This window comes from Burkholderia sp. 9775_39 (genome assembly GCF_015712225.1).
Lineage (GTDB): Bacteria > Pseudomonadota > Gammaproteobacteria > Burkholderiales > Burkholderiaceae > Burkholderia > Burkholderia cenocepacia.
The window spans coordinates 195,908-210,304 of record NZ_JACCQC010000010.1 but is presented as its reverse complement, the minus strand read 5'-3'; the positions used below and the strand labels follow the sequence as shown (position 1 = coordinate 210,304).

15 protein-coding genes are annotated in these 14,397 nt (G+C 67.8%); 9 read left to right on the top strand and 6 right to left on the bottom strand.

What is annotated here, in order from left to right:
• Window positions 1-57: 57 nt before the first annotated feature.
• From H0X90_RS16315 to H0X90_RS16305, 3 genes are all read left to right on the top strand, one after another.
• Window positions 58-2,136 carry a carbon starvation CstA family protein gene (locus tag H0X90_RS16315; RefSeq protein WP_006485014.1) on the top strand — a complete coding sequence of 693 codons (2,079 nt, stop codon included), beginning with the start codon at window positions 58-60 and terminating at the stop codon, window positions 2,134-2,136.
• Between the two features lie 12 nt (window positions 2,137-2,148).
• Complete coding sequence (locus H0X90_RS16310; protein WP_006480280.1) at window positions 2,149-2,355, top strand: YbdD/YjiX family protein; 207 nt, start codon at window positions 2,149-2,151, stop codon at window positions 2,353-2,355.
• A 208-nt stretch (window positions 2,356-2,563) separates the two neighbouring features.
• Entirely contained in the window at window positions 2,564-3,184 is a 621-nt protein-coding gene (locus H0X90_RS16305) for a hemolysin III family protein (protein ID WP_006494332.1), read from the top strand.
• 59 nt (window positions 3,185-3,243) lie between these two features.
• Here H0X90_RS16305 and H0X90_RS16300 read toward each other — a convergent pair whose 3' ends face one another.
• Together H0X90_RS16300 and H0X90_RS16295 are read right to left on the bottom strand one after the other, a co-directional pair.
• Complete coding sequence (locus tag H0X90_RS16300) at window positions 3,244-3,669, bottom strand: nuclear transport factor 2 family protein (RefSeq protein WP_077189886.1); 426 nt, start codon at window positions 3,667-3,669, stop codon at window positions 3,244-3,246.
• Window positions 3,670-3,787: 118 nt separating this feature from the next.
• On the bottom strand, window positions 3,788-4,141 hold the full coding sequence (locus H0X90_RS16295) for a DOPA 4,5-dioxygenase family protein (protein ID WP_006494334.1): 354 nt from the start codon (window positions 4,139-4,141) through the stop codon (window positions 3,788-3,790).
• Between the two features lie 489 nt (window positions 4,142-4,630).
• Here H0X90_RS16295 and H0X90_RS16290 point away from each other — a divergent pair, with 489 nt between their 5' ends.
• The 3 genes from H0X90_RS16290 to H0X90_RS16280 all read left to right on the top strand — a co-directional run bounded on the left by H0X90_RS16290 (window position 4,631) and on the right by H0X90_RS16280 (window position 6,138).
• Window positions 4,631-5,008, top strand: a complete 378-nt coding sequence (locus H0X90_RS16290; RefSeq protein WP_006485009.1) for a hypothetical protein — start codon at window positions 4,631-4,633, stop codon at window positions 5,006-5,008.
• Between the two features lie 223 nt (window positions 5,009-5,231).
• A complete protein-coding gene (locus tag H0X90_RS16285; RefSeq protein WP_006485040.1) occupies window positions 5,232-5,711 on the top strand; it encodes a hypothetical protein in 480 nt (159 codons plus the stop codon).
• 166 nt (window positions 5,712-5,877) lie between these two features.
• The gene (locus H0X90_RS16280; protein WP_006485063.1) at window positions 5,878-6,138 is read left to right on the top strand and encodes a hypothetical protein; all 261 of its coding nucleotides are present in this window, start codon (window positions 5,878-5,880) and stop codon (window positions 6,136-6,138) included.
• Window positions 6,139-6,294: 156 nt separating this feature from the next.
• Here H0X90_RS16280 and hpnH read toward each other — a convergent pair whose 3' ends face one another.
• Window positions 6,295-7,455 carry an adenosyl-hopene transferase HpnH gene (gene hpnH, locus H0X90_RS16275; protein WP_006480287.1) on the bottom strand — a complete coding sequence of 387 codons (1,161 nt, stop codon included), beginning with the start codon at window positions 7,453-7,455 and terminating at the stop codon, window positions 6,295-6,297.
• 12 nt (window positions 7,456-7,467) lie between these two features.
• Complete coding sequence (ispH, locus tag H0X90_RS16270; RefSeq protein ID WP_006485062.1) at window positions 7,468-8,409, bottom strand: 4-hydroxy-3-methylbut-2-enyl diphosphate reductase; 942 nt, start codon at window positions 8,407-8,409, stop codon at window positions 7,468-7,470.
• Window positions 8,410-8,811: 402 nt separating this feature from the next.
• Here ispH and H0X90_RS16265 point away from each other — a divergent pair, with 402 nt between their 5' ends.
• Window positions 8,812-9,999 (top strand): glycosyltransferase, encoded by a 1,188-nt coding sequence (locus H0X90_RS16265; protein ID WP_077189888.1) that lies wholly within the window; start codon window positions 8,812-8,814, stop codon window positions 9,997-9,999.
• A gap of 108 nt (window positions 10,000-10,107) precedes the next feature.
• On the opposite strand, the gene H0X90_RS16260 is transcribed toward H0X90_RS16265, so the two are convergent.
• Both H0X90_RS16260 and hpnA read right to left on the bottom strand, forming a co-directional pair.
• Complete coding sequence (locus H0X90_RS16260) at window positions 10,108-11,523, bottom strand: hypothetical protein (protein WP_060266885.1); 1,416 nt, start codon at window positions 11,521-11,523, stop codon at window positions 10,108-10,110.
• A 108-nt stretch (window positions 11,524-11,631) separates the two neighbouring features.
• Complete coding sequence (gene hpnA, locus H0X90_RS16255; protein ID WP_006494341.1) at window positions 11,632-12,639, bottom strand: hopanoid-associated sugar epimerase; 1,008 nt, start codon at window positions 12,637-12,639, stop codon at window positions 11,632-11,634.
• A 152-nt stretch (window positions 12,640-12,791) separates the two neighbouring features.
• Between hpnA and H0X90_RS16250 the strand changes: the two genes are divergently transcribed.
• Together H0X90_RS16250 and rarD are read left to right on the top strand one after the other, a co-directional pair.
• The gene (locus H0X90_RS16250; RefSeq protein WP_006480292.1) at window positions 12,792-13,088 is read left to right on the top strand and encodes an acylphosphatase; all 297 of its coding nucleotides are present in this window, start codon (window positions 12,792-12,794) and stop codon (window positions 13,086-13,088) included.
• 16 nt (window positions 13,089-13,104) lie between these two features.
• The gene (rarD, locus tag H0X90_RS16245) at window positions 13,105-14,004 is read left to right on the top strand and encodes an EamA family transporter RarD (protein ID WP_043204482.1); all 900 of its coding nucleotides are present in this window, start codon (window positions 13,105-13,107) and stop codon (window positions 14,002-14,004) included.
• Window positions 14,005-14,397 lie beyond the last annotated feature (393 nt).

Below are 14,397 nucleotides of genomic sequence, written 5' to 3'. Positions count from 1 at the left end.
CGCGGGTTCGGCCCTCGCCGCATCCACTCAAAAACACATTGGAGACCAGGAGACGCCATGAATCGGGCTTCCAGTACCCTGCTCTGGATCGCGGTCGCGCTACTCGGCGCGTTCGCATTCGGCACGATCGCACTCGCGCACGGCGAGCGCGTCAGTGCCCTCTGGATCGTGATCGCCGCAGTCTGCGTGTATCTGATCGCGTATCGCTTCTACAGCCGTTTCATCGCCAGCAAGGTCATGCAGCTCGACGGGCTGCGGATGACGCCGGCGGTCAAGTACAACGACGGCCTCGACTACGTGCCGACCAACAAGTACGTGCTGTTCGGCCATCACTTCGCCGCGATCGCCGGCGCCGGGCCGCTGGTCGGCCCCGTGCTCGCCGCGCAGATGGGCTACACGCCCGGCATGCTGTGGATCCTGGCCGGCGTCGTGTTCGCCGGCGCGGTGCAGGACTTCATCGTGCTGTTCATCTCGACGCGCCGCGACGGCCGTTCGCTCGGCGATCTCGTCAAGATGGAGCTCGGCACGGTGCCCGGCGTGATCGCGCTGTTCGGCGCGTTCCTGATCATGGTGATCATCCTCGCGGTGCTCGCGCTGATCGTCGTGAAGGCGCTGACCAATTCGCCGTGGGGCACGTTCACCGTCGCCGCGACGATTCCGATCGCGCTGTTCATGGGCGTCTACACGCGCTACATCCGTCCGGGCCGCATCGGCGAAGTGTCGATCATCGGCTTCGTGCTGCTGATGGCGTCGATCGCGTTCGGCCAGCAGGTGCACGATTCGCCGACGCTCGCCGCGTGGTTCACGTTCAGCGGCACGCAGCTCACGTGGATCCTGATCGGCTACGGCTTCGTCGCGTCGGTGCTGCCGGTGTGGCTGCTGCTCGCGCCGCGCGACTACCTGTCGACGTTCCTGAAGATCGGCACGATCCTCGGCCTCGCGATCGGCATCCTGGTCGTCGCACCGGAACTGAAGATGCCCGCGCTGACGAAGTTCGTCGACGGCACGGGCCCGGTGTGGTCGGGCAACCTGTTCCCGTTCCTGTTCATCACGATCGCGTGCGGCGCGGTGTCGGGCTTCCACGCGCTGATCTCGTCGGGCACGACGCCGAAGCTGATCGACAACGAAACCAACGCGCGCTTCATCGGTTACGGCGCGATGCTGATGGAATCGTTCGTCGCGATCATGGCGCTGGTCGCCGCGTGCGTGATCGAGCCGGGCATCTACTTCGCGATGAACGCGCCGGCCGCCGTGCTCGGCTCGACGCCGGAAGCGGTCGCCAACACCGTCACGCAATGGGGCTTCGTGCTGACGCCCGACATGCTGACGCAGACCGCGAAGGCCGTCGGCGAAACGACGATCATCGCGCGGGCGGGCGGCGCACCGACGCTGGCCGTCGGCATGGCGCACATCCTGCACCAGGTGATCGGCGGCGAAGCGATGATGGCGTTCTGGTATCACTTCGCGATCCTGTTCGAGGCGCTGTTCATCCTGACGGCCGTCGATGCCGGCACGCGCGCGGGCCGCTTCATGCTGCAGGATCTGCTCGGCACGTTCCACCCGGCGCTCAAGCGTACCGAATCGCTGCCGGCGAACCTCGTCGCCACCGCGCTGTGCGTGGCTGCGTGGGGTTACTTCCTGTACCAGGGCGTGGTCGATCCGCTCGGCGGCATCAACACGCTGTGGCCGCTGTTCGGCATCTCGAACCAGATGCTCGCCGCGATCGCGCTGGTGCTCGGCACCGTCGTGCTGTTCAAGATGAAGCGCGAGCGCTATGCGTGGGTGACGATCGTGCCGACCGTCTGGCTGTTGATCTGCACGCTGACGGCCGGCTGGCAGAAGATTTTCGACGCGAACCCGAAGGTCAGCTTCCTCGCGCACGCCGCGAAGCTGCAGGCCGCGGTGGACGAAGGCAAGGTCCTCGCGCCGGCGAAGTCGATCGCGCAGATGAAGCGGATCATCTTCAACGACTACATCGATGCGGCGCTGGCCGGGTTGTTCATCTTCGTCGTCGTGGCGATCGCGGTGTACGGCGTGATCGCCGTGCTGCGCGCTCGCCGCGAGTCGAAGCCGACCGTGCGCGAGACGCCGTACGAAGCGATGCCGGCCGCGCAGGCGCTCGGCAGCGGACGTTAAGGGGAGGCCGCGATGTTCAGCGATCTTGGCAGCGACCTGCGCAGCGCGGGGCGTTACCTCGGGCAGGCGTTGCGGCTGATGGTCGGCCTGCCCGACTACGATACCTACGTCGCGCACATGCGCGAAACCCATCCGGACCGCGAGCCGATGACGTATGAGGAATTCTTCCGCGAGCGTCAGAATGCGCGCTACGGGTCGGGTGCCGGGAAGTGTTGCTGAACCGGGCCGTTGCAATCACCTGACGAATCGGTCCGGTGATCGAAAGGGAAGCGCCGCGACGAATGTCGCGGCGCTTTTTCTTTGGCGGGCCGGCGGCGCGCCTCGCACGGCGCGCGCCAGCCGTTTGCCCGGGCGCAGCACGGCGATATCCGGCCGCCGGTATCATAGGGCTCCCTCTTTTCCCGATGGCCCCGCAGGAGAACACGTCGTGCATGCCGGTGAGCGTTTCAACAGCATTTCCCATCTCGTCGGCGCGGTACTGTCGGTGGCCGGCCTCGTCGCGCTCGTGACGATGGGCGCGCTCGAAGGCGACCCGTACAAGGTGGTGAGCTTCAGCGTGTACGGCGCGATGCTGATCCTGCTCTACGCGATCTCGACCGCGTATCACAGCGTGCGCAACCCGCGCCTGAAGGCGATCCTGCAGAAATGCGACCATTCGGCGATCTACCTGCTGATCGCCGGCAGCTACACGCCGTTCACGCTGGTCACGCTGCGCGGCCCGTGGGGCTGGTCGCTGTTCGGCGTGAGCTGGGGGCTCGCCGTGTTCGGCATCGTGCAGGAGCTGACGCTCGGGCGCCGCACGCGCCTGCTGTCGATGATCCTGTACGTGCTGATGGGCTGGCTCGCGCTCGTCGCCGTGCGTCCGCTGATCCATGCGCTGCCGCCGATCGGCACCGCGTGGCTCGTGGCCGGCGGCGTGATCTACAGCGCGGGGATCTACTTCTTCATCAACGACGAACGCATCCGCCACGGCCACGGCATCTGGCACCTTTTCGTACTGGCCGGCAGCCTGTGCCAGTTCGTCAGTGTCGCGATGTATGTCGCGTGAGCGGCACGGGGCGTCGAGCGGGTGACGCCGCGTGCGCGGCGCGTCGGCCGGAGTAGGCGCTACCGGCGCGCGGCGCCGCGCAGCGCGCTGAACCCGACCCATCCCCAGTACACGCGATGATGCGCGATCAGCCCGTCGCGCAGATCCATCACTTCGACGAGATCCACCTGATCGCCGTCCGGCGTTGCGCGCGGGTATTCCCAGACGAGCTGACGGCCATTCGAGAAGAACAGCCCGGTCCGGTACCAGCGCCCGAGCGGGTTGTCCGGATTGCGCAGGCCGGCCGCGAAGAATGCGCCGATCGCGGCCTTGCCGTGCAGCACGCCGGAGCCGTGCGCGGGCAGCGTGGCGACGACGAGCGGGGTTTCGAGCACCGCGTCGTCGGCATACAGCGACATCAGCGCGTCGAGGTCGCGGGCGACGACGGCGGCGTGCCAGTCTTCATGGATGCGCCGGGTGTCGGCGTCGGTGTCTGCGGGTGTCATGGCGGGTTTCCGGAAGTCGATCACGGAAACCACTGTACGGGCGTACCGTCGCGAGACGTTTCACGTCGACCCGAAACGTGGATGCCCCGCCGCGGCGAACGCGGCCGGACGTCGGCCCTCAGCCGGCCAGCGCGTCGAGATTGAGCGCATACGACTTGCCGATCCACACCGCGCAATCGCGATGGTCGCGCAGTTCGTCGTGCGTATTCGGATGCAGGAAGATGTCGAGCGCGCCGTGGTTCAGCACGAGCCACGGCACGATGTCGTCGAATCGGGCGGCGTCGAACGCGATCTGGTACGACCAGGCCGGATGCGGGCCGACGAGGCGTTCGTGAAAGCGGCCGAGTTCGATGACCGCGCCGAACCGCGCGTCGACGACCTGGCGAAACGCCCAGGCCGCGTCGCGGCTCGCCGCATCGAAATAGACGTGCGCGTGCCAGCTGTCGATGGCGGTAATGTCGAGGGCAGCCATGGAGGGACTCGATTAAAAAGTGAAATGCGTGAGATGCCGTGCGAAACGACCGATGCGTGATTATCGCGCGTCCTCGCCGCTTGCGTCGTGTCTCGATCCGGCAAGTCGATGCGGATGATTTGTCCTGCATCAGGAGAATCGGCCGATCCGCTGAGATCGTTTCGGCGCGATCCGCGTGCGCGATATCACGCCGGAGCCTTGCGGGCGGGCGCGCTGGCCGGCATCGCACCGGCAACACGTCATTTCGAAAATTGAAAGAGCGGCGTGAGCGCCCCACCGGATCGTCGCTAAAAATCCGATCAGGTCATTGAATGAAATAAAGAAATTCCATGCCGGCGGGATTCGCGAATGACGCGGTGCGCACGCCGAATGCCGCACCTGAAAATAACAATTGCGGATTCGGCTATTCAAGCGGGATGCGGCCCGACATACGATGATTTCAACGCATCGATGATGGATCGATGCGGAGACAACCATCTGGAGGCCATTATGCGATCCCTCGTTCCCGTTGCTGTTCTTTCCTGCGCACTGGTTGCGCTGCCTGCCGTCGGTTTTGCGCAGTCGATCGGCGCTGGCGACACCCCGCATGCCGCGCCGTTGACCTGGTCGGCGGCGCGTGCCGAGACCGATGTGCAGTTGATGCAGATGACGCGCGCAGGCTATCGCGCGACGACGGCCGGCAACCAGAACTATCCGCTCGCGATGCAGCGCGCCCTCGCGCGCGTGAACAACCCGATGCCCGACCGGTGGCGCGACGAGAAGGCCGCGATGGAAGCGCGGGCGGCCCGCGACGCGCAGACCGGCCATCCGGTGAAGGCGTTCTTCGTGAAAACCGCGTACTACCTGAAGGGCGAGAACACGTTTTGATGCAGGAGACGAACATGGCATGCCCCAACCGATTGTCCGGCGTGTGGCGTGCGTCGGCGATACGCAGGCTGCCGGAAGCGGGCTCGACGCGACGGCGCGCCGATGTACACGGCATGCGACGCCGGGCGAACGCCCTGCGCGACGCGGGCCGCGGCGCCGTCGTGTGCCGTGGCGCGTGGCCGGGATCGGCGAAGGGCGACGTGTCCGCGAGCGGGGGCGAATCATGAAGGCTGCCCGAAAAGGTCGTCGCCATCCGCCATTGACGCGCGAATGGCTGCTGCCGCTGCCGCCCGCGCATGCCCGCGACATCTCGCTGAAATGCCACATGGCGCTGGTCGCGCTGCGCGGCGAGCACGGTAGCGAAACGCTGCTGATGCGGCTGCGCACGAGCGTGTATCTGGTGTTCCTCGCGCTCGACGATGCGGTCTCTCCCGATGCGACCATCGACCTGTGCGTCGACGCGGAGCGCGTGCTGGACGCGAGCGTGGCGCGCGCCGCGCAAAGCGGGGCATGGACGCTGCACGACGACGAATGCGCGGTACTCGAACGCGTGCTCGCCGCGAACGACGCGTGCGTCGCGACGCTCACGCGGCATCGGCTGGCTGAGCTGTGGCGTCATGTCTGCACGTTCGCCTCTGCCGAACAGCCGGGGCTCGTCGCGCAGGCCGCGGCGAAGATGCGGGAGCCGGCCGTTCTGCATTGAGTGGCTGCCCACGGGCCGTGTTTCATACGCGTCCGATTCCATCGCGCGGCCGCGCGCCGTCTAATGCCATGACTGGAACCCGGCGTGTCCGGACGACGATCCATCCTCGCGTTTGCGACGAACGTGCGTGTCGGCGCGAACGCATTCGTTTCGGTCAGGAGGAGCGATGGCGCTATACAGGAGCGGCGGCTACTTCACGTGCGGAAGTGGCCGCGCATTCAGCGAGAATCTGCCGCCGGGCAGCAAGGTGACGGTGGCGGGCATCTATCGATGCACCGTATGCGGCGACGAAATCGGCATTGCGAAAGCGCAGACGTTGCCGTCCGAGGAAGCGCATCCGCACGATCTCGATCCGCCGTCCGACCCGCTGCTCGATCCGGGGCCGACCGCCTGGCAGCTGATCGCCGCGGCGGAGTCGCGAAGCTAGGCAACCGACGTTCGCCCCCGCACGCAGGGCGCAAGCGCTGCGCGTCACACGGCGTCCGTCAAAACAAAAAGCGCCACGGAGCGAATGAACTCCGTGGCGCTTTTTCGATTCCAGCCGCTGCGAAGGCGCGAACCTTCTCGCGGCGCAACGCGCGACTTAAGCGGCCGTTGCCGACTTCGCCGGCTTCTGCAGCTTGCCCTTGCCGGCGCGCTGGATTTCCTCGAGCTTGATCTCGACGTGGCGCGAGAACACGTACTCGGCCGGACGCTGCTTCGCGATCGAGATGTCCGGTGCGAACGGGCCGTCGGTCTTGATGCCCTTGCGGCTCACGCGCAGCGCCTTCAGCGGGTTCGAGATCGTGTCCATCACGGCCGTCGCCTCGAAGCCGCAGTGGACCATGCAGTCCGCGCACTTCTCGTAGTTGCCGACGCCGTAGTTGTCCCACTCCGTCGTTTCCATCAGTTCCTTGAAGGTCTTCACGTAACCTTCGCCGACCAGGTAGCACGGCTTCTGCCAGCCGAACACCGTACGCGCCGGGTTGCCCCACGGCGTGCACTTGTACGTCTGGTTGCCGGCCAGGAAGTCGAGGAACAGCGACGACTGGCTGAACGACCAGCGCTTGCCGCCTTCGCCGCGCTTCAGGATTTCGCGGAACAGGTTCTTCGTCTTGTCGCGGTTCAGGAAGTGCTGCTGATCCGGCGCGCGCTCGTACGCGTAGCCCGGCGACACGGTGATGCCGTCGACGCCGATCGGGCCCAGCGTGTCGAAGAACTTCGCGACGCGCTCGGGGATCGCATCGTTGAACAGCGTGCAGTTGATGTTCACGCGGAAGCCGCGGCGCTTCGCTTCCTTGATCGCCGCGACCGCCTTGTCGTACACGCCTTCCTGCGACACGGAATGGTCGTGCATGTCCTTGTCGCCGTCGAGGTGGACCGACCAGACGAAATACGGGCTCGGCTGGTAGTCGTCCATCTTCTTTTCCATCAAGAGCGCGTTCGTGCACAGGTACACGAACTTCTTGCGCTTCATGATGCCCTTGACGATTTCCGGCATTTCCTTGTGGAGCAGCGGCTCGCCGCCGGCGATCGACACGACGGGCGCGCCGCACTCGTCGACGGCCTGCAGGCATTCCTCGACGGACAGGCGCTGGTTCAGGATCGGATCCGGATAATCGATCTTGCCGCAGCCGTTGCACGCGAGGTTGCAGCGGAACAGCGGCTCGAGCATCAGCGCGAGCGGATAGCGTTTGTTGCCGGACAGGTGCTGGCGCACGATGTAGGCGCCGACACGGACTTGCTGGAGCAGCGGAATAGACAAGGGATGTCCTCCTTAAACTTCGCGGGCGACAGCTTGCGTGAGCTTCGCCGGCAACTTGAATTCGACTTTTTCTTCACGGCCCGCCATCGTCGCGACATCGACGGGCCCCAGCGCGCGCAGCGCGCTGATTACATCCTCGACCATTTCTTCGGGCGCCGACGCGCCGGCGGTCAGGCCGACCGTCTGCACGCCCGCGAACCATTCGGCCTTCACTTCCGAGCCGTCGGCGACGAGATAGCTCGGCACACCGCTTTCGGTGCCGATCTCGCGCAGGCGGTTCGAGTTCGAGCTGTTCGTCGCACCGACGACGAGCAGCACGTCAACCTGTTCGCTCAGCTCGCGCACGGCGGCTTGGCGATTCTGCGTGGCATAGCAGATGTCGCGCGTGTCCGGGCCGACGAGGTCGGTGAACCGGCGCTGCAGCGCTTCGATGATGCCGCGCGTGTCGTCGACCGACAGCGTGGTCTGCGTGATGTACGCGACCGGCGTATCGACGGGCAGCGTCAGCGTATCGACTTCGGCTTCGCTCTGCACGAGGATCACCTCGGCCGGAATCTGGCCGATCGTGCCCTCGACTTCCGGGTGGCCCGCATGGCCGATCAGGATCAGCCGGCGGCCCGCCGCGACGTACTGGCGCCCCTGCACGTGCACTTTCGTGACGAGCGGGCAGGTTGCGTCGAGCACGTCGAGCCCGCGCGTCTGCGCGTCGCGCTCGACCGTCTGGGCGACACCGTGCGCGCTGAAGATCGCGACAGCGCCGTGCGGCACCTCGTCGAGCTCCTCAACGAATCGTGCCCCTTTATTACGCAGATTTTCGACGACATGCCGGTTATGCACGATCTCGTGACGCACATAGACCGGCGCACCGTGCTGTTGCAGCGCGCGATCGACGATCTCGATCGCACGGACAACCCCCGCACAAAAGCCGCGGGGCTGGGCAAGGATGACTCGCATAGGTGAGCGAACTCCGACGACAGACGCCGGGGTTCGAGGAGCTGGCACTCGCTCGCTCGCCCCGGCTTGATGTTATGAAGGCAGGAACGAACCGGCCGGCCAGGCCCCGGAACCCCGAATTAATCGCGCATTTTAACCCTATCGGGCCGTCCGTGCTTTGGTGCTGTGTCGGCACCGTTGCAATTGCGGGAGAGCCGCGTCGGCGCTGGCGGGCGCGGAACCCAGTAAACTACGCGGTTTCGCGGGCGGCCGCTCCGGCTGCCCGGCGTCGCGCTCATTTCAAGGCCATTCGATGACCGTCGATTCTTACGCGTATTGCCCTTCCGCCCGTGCGGTTTCGGGCGTTTTGTTCCCGACCCCTATTAATTCCTACCCGGCCCGCGGGCGGCAGGAGGCAGGCCGATGATGCTGGCGCTTGCTTTCCTGGTGTCCGGCCTGTCGCTGGTGATCTGGATCGTGCTGCTCGTCGCGCGCGGCGGCTTCTGGCGCGCGCAGCCCGCGCGGCCGCTGCCGCCCGAGGCTCGCGGCGCGGTGGCCGAGGCGGGCTGGCCGGCCGTCGTGGCCGTGGTGCCGGCGCGCAACGAAGCCGACGTGATCGCTCGCGCGGCGACTTCGCTGCTCGAGCAGGACTATCCGGGCGAATTCCATCTGATCATTGTCGACGACCACAGCGACGACGGCACCGCCGACGCGGCCCGCGCGGCCGCGCTCGCGATCAACCGCGCCGACCGGCTGACGGTGCTGACCGCGAAGCCGCTGCCGGCCGGTTGGTCGGGCAAGGTGTGGGCGCAGTCGCAGGGGATCGCGGCCGTGCAGACGCTCGGCCTGCCGGCCGACTACCTGCTGCTGACGGATGCCGACATCGGCCATCCGCCCGACGCCGTCGCGCAACTCGTCACGCGTGCGCAGGCCGAGCGTCGCGATCTCGTGTCGCTGATGGTGCGGCTGCGCTGCGACTCGTTCTGGGAAAAGGCGTTGATTCCGGCGTTCGTGTTCTTCTTCGCGAAGCTGTACCCGTTCTCGTGGATCAACAACCCGCGCAACCGGACGGCCGGTGCGGCCGGCGGCTGCATGCTCGTGAAGCGCACGGCGCTGGAGGAAGCGGGCGGCATCGAATCGATTCGCGGCGCGCTGATCGACGACTGCAGCCTCGCCGCGCAGATCAAGCACCGCGGCAGCGGCCGCCATCCGATCCGGCTCGATCTCGCCGATCGCAGCGTGTCGCTGCGCCCGTACGACAGCTGGCGCGACATCTGGAACATGATCGCGCGCACCGCGTTCACGCAGCTGCACTATTCGCCGCTGCTGCTGGCCGGCACGCTGCTCGGGATGACGATCATCTACCTGGTGCCGCCCGTCGTCGCGCTCGCCTACGGCGCGCGTGCATGGCCGGCCTGGCTCGCGTGGGCGTCGATGTGCGCCGCGTATGCGCCGATGCTGCGCTACTACCGGCGCTCGCCGCTGTGGGCGCCCGCGCTGCCGCTCGTCGCGCTGTTCTATGTGGGTGCGACGTTCGCGTCCGCGTGGCGTTACTGGCGCGGCAAGGGCGGCCAGTGGAAGGCGCGCGTGCAGGCGCCGGTGGATCGCTGAACGGGGCCGGGAGGCATGCCTCCCGGCAGCCGGACAGCAAACAGCCCGATCGGTGCGAACCGGTCGGGCTGTTTTATTTTCTGCCGTGTCGTATACCGATGCCGGCGCTTACCGCTGGGTCAGCATCATGTACATCTGGACCACGACGTCCGGCGAGAACGTGAACGGCACCCAGCCGTAGCCTGTGTGGCGAGCGACCAGCAGACGGTCGCCGTTCGACTGCTTCTGCACGGCCATCATCGGGTTCTTCGTCGTCACGAAACGCCAGCCGGCCGGAATGCCGGGCGGCGGCTCCGGCTGCATCGACGCGCGTGCGTGCGCGAGTTCCTCGATCAGCTGGCCCAGTTGCTCCGGATGCAGCGTGATCGATTCGCCGTTGATGGTCAGCGTGAGTTCGTTCTGGGACGGGCGCGCGACGTGCAGCGTCGCCTTGTCGGCCGGCGCGGCAACGGTGTCGCTGTCGGTTTCGGTTTCACCCGCGGCGCCGGCTTGCGCCGCCGGGACGATCGCGGTTTCGGCGTCGGCGCCTGAAGTCGGCACTTCGGCTGCTTCGGCCGCAACCGGCGCGACTGCGTGCACGGCCGGCTCCGCTGCCGGCGTATCCGCCGGTGCCGGCTCGACGGCTTCGGCCGTCACCGCCGTGGCGGCCACCGCGTTCGTCGCGGCTTCCTTGACGACGGCCTCGACCAGCGCCTCGGCGTCGGCGATGGCCTTCGCGTGGTGCTGCGCGGCCGCTTCAGCCTGAGCGATCGCTTCGGTATGGCGCTGCGTGAGGGCTTCGGCTTCGGCGGTCGCCTCGGCGTGGCGTTGCGCGGCGGCTTCGGCCTGGGCGATCGCTTCGGCGTGACGCTGCGTGATGGCTTCCGCCTCCGCGGTGGCTTCGTCGTGACGCCGGGCGGCGGCCTGCGTGTCGGCGAGCGCCTGCGTGTGACGCTGGGCGAGCGCCTCGGCCTCGGCAATCGCGGCCATGTGGCGCTGCGCGGCTGCTTCGGCTTCGGCGGTCGCTTCCGCATGGCGCTTCGCGGCGGCTTCCGCTTCGGCGGTCGCCGCGGCATGACGTTGCGCGGCCGCTTCGGCTTCGGTCGCGGCGGCGTGATGACGCTGCGCGGCGGCCTCGGCTTCGGCGATCGCCGCCGCGTGACGCTGCGACGCGGCTTCGGCATCCGCGTGACGTTGCGCGAGCGCTTCGGTCAGCGCGGTGGCTTCCGCATGGCGCTGCGAAGCGGCTTCGGCCTGCGCGGCGGCATCCGTATGACGTTGGGCGGCCGCTTCGGCGGCGGCGGTGGCATCGGCGTGGCGCCGCTGCGCGGCTTCGGCATCGGCGGCAGCGGCCGTGTGGCGCTGCGCGGCGGCCTGCGCGTCGGCTTCCGCCGCGGCGTGGCGCTCGGCCGCGGCCCGGGCTTCCGCTGCCGCGGCGCGCGCGAAGGCTTCCGCGCTGCGTGCCGCCTGCTGCGCGGCGTGGTGATCGTGGAGGAGCTGATCGACGCCCGTGGCGAGCGAAGCGATCTGATCGTTCAGGTTCATGCGTGTCTTCTCTGCGTAAGACCCGCGATTTTAACCGCTGCGCCGATGCCGGTCCGCGCGCGACGTGTAACAAAGTGCGCAAAGCGGCGCGAGGTGCGCCGCTTTGTGTTACTTGAGGTAGCCCGCCGAGCCGAACCAGTCCAGCGCATCGCGCAGCCCTTCGCGATACGGGCGCGCACGGTAGCCGAGCTCGCGCTCGGCTTTCGCCGACGTGAAATACATCTTGTTCTTCGACATCCGCAGCCCGTCGACGGTGACGAACGGCTCCTTCTTCGTGAACTTCGCGACCGCTTCGGCGCCGAGCGCGAGCGGGTACAGCGGCCAGCGCGGCAGCGCGATCGTCGGCGCCTTGCGGCCCGTCATCTGCGCGATGTCCGCGAGCATCTGCTGCAGCGGCAGGTTCTCGCCGCCGAGGATGTAGCGCTCGCCGATCCGGCCGCGCTCGAGGGCGAGGAAGTGGCCGTGCGCGACGTCGTCGACGTGCACGAGGTTCAGCCCCGTATCGACGAACGCGGGAATCTTGCCGAGCGCGGCCTCGACGATGATGCGGCCGGTCGGCGTCGGCTTCACGTCGCGCGGGCCGATCGGCGTCGACGGGTTGACGATCACGGCCGGCAGCCCTTCGTCGGCGATCATCCGTTCGACCGCGCGCTCCGCGAGCACCTTGCTGCGCTTGTAGACGCCGATCGCCTGCTCGGCCGTGAGCGGCCGGTTCTCGTCGGACGGATCGCCGGCGCTCGTCACCTTCAGCGTCGCGACGCTGCTGGTGTAGACGATCCGCTCGACGCCTGCCGCGCGGGCCGCGCGCATCGTCGCGACCGCGCCTTCGAGGTTCGCGCGCTCGATCTCGTCGGGGTCGGGCGCCCACAGCCGGTAGTCGGCCGCCACGTGCAGCAGGTAGCGCACGCCGCGCAGCGCGGCGCGCATCGACGCCTCGTCGCGCATGTCGCCGGTGACGATCTCGGCGTCGAGATCCGCGACGTTCGTGCGCGGGCTGGTCGGGCGCACCAGCACGCGCACCGCATAGCCTTTCTGCTGCGCGATGCGCGCGACGGCCGAGCCGACGAAACCGGACGCGCCGGTGACGAGAACGAGATCGCGGGAGGTATCAGTCATGCGTTTCCTTCAGGGCCGCGCGGGCGGCGCGGCGGTTGGGCATCGGCGAGATTGTACGTGGTCGGCGTGCGCGGCGACGCCCGGCCGGCGCGTGTGCGAAGCGGCCGACGCGACTACAATGCCGGGCTTGAATGCAACGGGAGGGCGACGCAATGAGCCGCAATGAGCTGGACGAACGGATCGAGACCTACTACGTGCGGGTGCGCGGCGTCGTGCAGGGCGTCGGCTTTCGTCATGCGACGGTGCGCGAGGCGCATGCGCTGAAGCTGCGCGGCTGGGTCGCGAATCTCGAGGACGGCACCGTCGAGGCGATGATCCAGGGGCCCGGCGCGCAGATCGACCGGATGCTCGCATGGCTGCGCCACGGGCCGCCCGCCGCGCGCGTGACCGAGGTGACGTTCGAGGAACGCCGGACCGAGAAGCGCTTCGAACGCTTCCAGCAGCAGTAAGAGGCGCACAACGATCATGACGGGGTATCCGGAGGCGGGGCGCGGCCTCATGCTGTCGGTGATGGCGTCGACGCTGTTCGCGCTGATGTCGGCTTACGCGAAACTGCTCGCGCCGCTCACGGGCCTCGACATCTTCGCGTGGCGCGTCGTGTGGACCGCGCCGGGCGCGCTCGCGCTGATCGCGCTGCGCGGCCGCTGGCCGGCGCTCGTCGGGCTGGCGCGGCGCAGCGCGCGCGACTGGCGCCTGCTGATCGCGCTGCCGGTGAGCGCGGCGCTGCTCGGCGTGCAGCTGTGGCTGTTCCTGTGGGCGCCGCTGCACGGCCGCATGCTCGAAGTGTCGCTCGGCTATTTCCTGCTGCCGCTGACGATGGTGCTCGTCGGCCGCTTCTACTATCACGAGCGGCTCGACCCGCTGCAATGGGCGGCGGTCGCCTGTGCGGCGCTCGGCGTCGCGCACGAGGTGTGGGCGACGCGCGCGTTCGCATGGCCGACGCTGGTCGTCGCGCTCGGCTATCCGCCGTATTTCGTGCTGCGCCGGCGCATCAACGCCGATTCGCTGGCCGCGTTCGCGATCGAGATCGCGCTGCTGTGCCCGATCGCGCTCGCGATGGTCGCGACGAGCACCACGCGCGTCGCCGGCCATCCGCTGCTGTGGGCCGTGCTGCTGCCGGGGCTCGGCATCCTCAGCACGCTCGCGCTGGCGAGCTACCTGAAGGCGAGCCGGATGCTGCCGATGGCGCTGTTCGGGATTCTCGGCTACGTCGAGCCCGTGCTGCTCGTCGTGGTGTCGCTGCTGCTGCTCGGTGAAACGCTGAGCGTCGCGCAGCTCGCGACGTACGGGCCGATCTGGATCGCCGTCGCGCTGACCGCGTGGCACAGCGCGATGCTGATGCGGCGCCTGCCCGCGCGCGGATAATCGCCTCGTCGCGATGCGCCGGCCGTGCGAAACGTGCCGCGCAGCGCGCTTCATCCCGAACGTCGAACACCGCGCGTGGCGCTGCCGACTTCCGCCGACTCCCGCCGAATCCCTCGATCCTGACCGCCAACTGGCGACGCGCTGACGCGAATCTGGCGACGCTGCCTGCTTCGCCGCGCAACGCTCGCGCTTGTAATCGAACAGAAGATTCGGTTGCACTTTGTTACTTAGGGTCTCCCCTGATCGGCTACTAGACTGGCCTGACCGACTTCCCTTCGTATGCAGCTTTTCCATGAACGGTCACCTCCGCGCCAAGCCGGCCGGGTTGGCGCGATGCGAGCATACGCGTATCGCCGCCGATCGCGCTCGCCTGCCTTTTCCCGATCCTTTCCA